Source organism: Rhodopirellula maiorica SM1, from assembly GCF_000346295.1.
GTDB classification, from domain to species: Bacteria; Planctomycetota; Planctomycetia; order Pirellulales; family Pirellulaceae; genus Novipirellula; species Novipirellula maiorica.
In genome coordinates, this window is sequence record NZ_ANOG01000864.1 from 1 (window position 1) to 3494 (window position 3494).

The 3494-nt window shown below is 52.1% G+C and carries 1 protein-coding gene; it reads left to right on the plus strand.

The features are described from left to right. Nucleotides 1–1942: 1942 nt before the first annotated feature. Nucleotides 1943–2131: a hypothetical protein gene (locus RMSM_RS27640; RefSeq protein ID WP_008704855.1), complete on the plus strand. Its 189-nt coding sequence runs from the start codon at nt 1943–1945 to the stop codon at nt 2129–2131. The last annotated feature ends 1363 nt before the right edge of the window (nt 2132–3494 follow it).

Sequence of the window (3494 nt, forward strand, 5' to 3'; positions counted from 1 at the left end):
GATTTAGTGTGCCGCTCGCGCGTGAGCGGCCGGTTCCACGCAGTACCCGGTGCCTTACGAGAACGTCCGGCTTAGGCCAGAGGCCGATACATCCTCTGCCGTGGCCGTAAGGCCACGGGATGTAGCGAATGAGCTGCAAAGGCCGGAGGCCGACACAATGACTGAGTAAATGTGTCGGCCTCCGGCCTTGGATTTGCTGCATTCCAAACCGGTGTTTACACCACCGGCATGAATTGCACCGGCCTCCGGCCTTAAAAAAGAAGAACGAATGCGAGTTGTTAGAGTCACCCTAAGCCGGACGTTCTCTGACGGCTCACCAATGCGGTTTGCATTTCGATTAAATCAACAAGCCTCATACCATGGTTCGCCAACCTCATCACGTTTGGGTGCTTTCAGATCCGATCGCGATAGCAACCTGCTTCTTATGCTGCCAAGCCCCGATTGCGTAGGCGAAAACGCTAATACCGCCAATGGTCCAGGCAGGAACCAGGAGCATCCAGGCCATCGGGGTCAGCCCCGCACCACGTAGTTGCGGGAAAAAGATTGTTATTGTTCCGCGGCCAAGAAGCAAGAACGCGAAGAATGCAGAAAGTCCACGTCGACCCCAGATTAGCAGTTGCGGCGGTGCAACACTGTTAGCGATTTCCTTTCGATGCCGAGCGGCTTCTTCGCGGCTAGCGAACCTCCGAACAAAGATGTCGGGATCGCGCGCAAAAACGCATGCATCAACCGGGGACTCGTCGGTCGCGAAAGGTGCGACGTGCCAATCCGAACCAAGGCCTTCGTCTTGAATTTTCGCAAGTAGTTCGTCAGACGAGAATCGCCCGTCCCATTTCCAATGGTCTGAACGCTTCACTGAGTAGAACGGAGGTGTCATATGGGTTCCAATCCGTGGCAAGGGATTTACAGGTGGTAATGTTTCCGCATGAACGTTTTGGCAAGCTTCAGCCCTGGACTTTAACATTGCCTCTTGCCGCAATAAGGCAATCTCAGCTTGAATTCGTAGCGACTTTGTACAAATGAGATCATCTGACGAACAGCAGCGTCGAGAATAGCGTGCAGCGCAGGTTACCTCTTCACGTCGTATCGTGTCGACCATCGACTTCAGTCGATCGGTTGTGGGATCGATATCGAAAGACAAAGAGGCCCATGAAGATATTGGTCTTGCCAACTGTGTCGACAAGGTTTGTAACGTATATTACCTCCGTCGAAGGAACCCCGGTTGAATGTCGGAACCGTGGCTAGCGCCAAAGCGGCCAATAGAAGGAAAGACTCTGCCCTAGCTGCTTAAGGTTTCGATTTTGAGAACGGTGAGTACCGCCGTTCGCGCCACCAGCGCATGGTTCTGGCTTTTTGATCAATGAGTCAACTTGGCCAATCCGAATCGACTTGCTGCCCACCAGTATACCACCAACTCACCGACCGCGCATCGTGTCAGCACGTGACCGAAATCCTTCAAAATTTTGACGCAGAGAATCGAAGAACGAAGAACGAAATTTTGCGCAAGAACAGGCATGTTTGGTGGGCGCTGCTTTTGTCGATCACTAGCGTAGGTTCGGCAAAATGATTTCTCAGATCGAGAAGGTTTTGTTTTCAATCATTTTGCCCACCTTCACCGCAGAAAGAAGGCGACTGAGGCATTGAGTTTGGCCGTACTTTTCCAAGTCCCATCAAGACGACAGAAATCCACTTCAGCGCCACCAAATACAGCGCCACTAAGTCCAATCTAAACGTGCGGCACCTAAGATAGAACAACAGGCCGAAACATTGGAGTTTAGAAAATGGCGAGAACACCGACGCTCAAGATGGATCGCCCACCCCCAACCTTTACCGCATCTTTTTGCCCCCCATATTTTTGCCGGACCTTTAACAAGGCGATATTCATATGCCTCCGCAGGACCGACACATCATCATCGGCGATCGAACACCTCATTGATCTCGAATGTTAGATCGGAGCGACGTCATCCGCTCGCAAAACGAGATGACTTCACTCCAGTCTGGAATATTAGACCAAAAGCTTTCTAGCTCGGTCAGCATTGCTGGAAACCAAGCTCGCTGGGCATCGCCTGATGGCATCGAAAATGTATCCTTTCAAGTCGTAACGGACGAATTCACCGAGGACGCGGATTAGATATTATTTCCAAGGTAAACAGCGCCGCGTTGGAACATGCGGTTGAGATCGATGGGCAAATTTAACGATGCTCTATTGACCTCAATGCGGTCGGACAACGGGGCTCATCAACGGATTTTCATGCCGTTTCCGACTTAGCTACGTCCTAAAACCGTTCCCCGGGTCCCCGGCTCCCCGTTTGCTAAATAAGTCACTTACAAGCACGTACAAAAACGGTATTCCGAATAACAGTTTACCGAACGTTGACCCAATGTGCCGCGCCATCGTCGGATCTGAAAATTCCAGATAGGGCATCTGGACGACCGCCGCTAAACCGACGGTGACAAGATATAGCCAGCAAACGACAGACAGCTGATATCCCAGTCGTGCGCCTTTCCACAACAAGATCGCGCCAACCGCACCACACATGCCTCTCGCAATGAACACGGTGATTAACAGTGCGACCGTCAAAACGTTCAAAGTGGAAACCACGTCAAGAAAAACCATCGAAAGAAGAGCGGCCCCCCCAAGCAGTCCGGCAACGCCATGAAGCGCCGTAAAGACAGCGATCAACCTGCGTGGCTTGAGCAACCTCGGGCTGCCTGAGTAGCGATTAGCTACAACCTGTTGGCCTGTTCCCTGGTTTGTCGAACGTTCGTCATAAAAGCGACGCGATGCAACCAAAGGAATAGGAAACGGCTCTCCGCACAACAAGCACTTCGTCGCACCCTTCGAGTGTGTTTTCATCCCGCATTGTACGCAGCTCATCGACGATGAAGGAGGACTCTCGCGGGCCGGCAATTCACTATTGTTTCGCGGATCGCTAGGTGTAATGAGAAGAGGTTCCCCACACAGCAAACACTGCTTTGCATCGCTGACGTGCATCGTCATCCCGCATTGGGAACATTTGAGTGGCATTGGAGATATTAATTTAATGCTAGAACGGTAATAATCGGCGGGGTCGGGCAGACGACTTGGAAGCTGACGAGAAAACGCCCCCCGCCCTCCGTTGCATCACCTGGTTCCTCGCAACGTCGACGTGTCCAAGTGTATCAGTTGCAATGAAGATTTTCGAGTCTGGACTGATCACGTCAATGGCAAGTAACGCGTTGCATAAGTCTGTCTGGCAGATCCTGGTTTTGAAGGTGCTGCTTCGGTCACGCCAACCAAACCGCGACCACCCCGCGCCCCGGCGCATACGCACGTTACTGCTCATCCCCCGATTTGAGCTCATCTGAAGTGGCAATTCGTTCGAACAGAACCAAACTGGCACCGTCTCGTCTTTTACGATTAAAATCGAGAGGACGTGGTTTCCCGACCTCACCCTGGCACATTTCAAGATGACCGTTTCGCAAACGCACTAGACACAGATGCGTCTCACCGT

What these genes read in the sequence shown, in the direction of transcription:
- RMSM_RS27640 (WP_008704855.1), top strand. Translation starts at nt 1,943, where the DNA reads ATGTTAGATCGGAGCGACGTCATCCGCTCGCAAAACGAGATGACTTCA.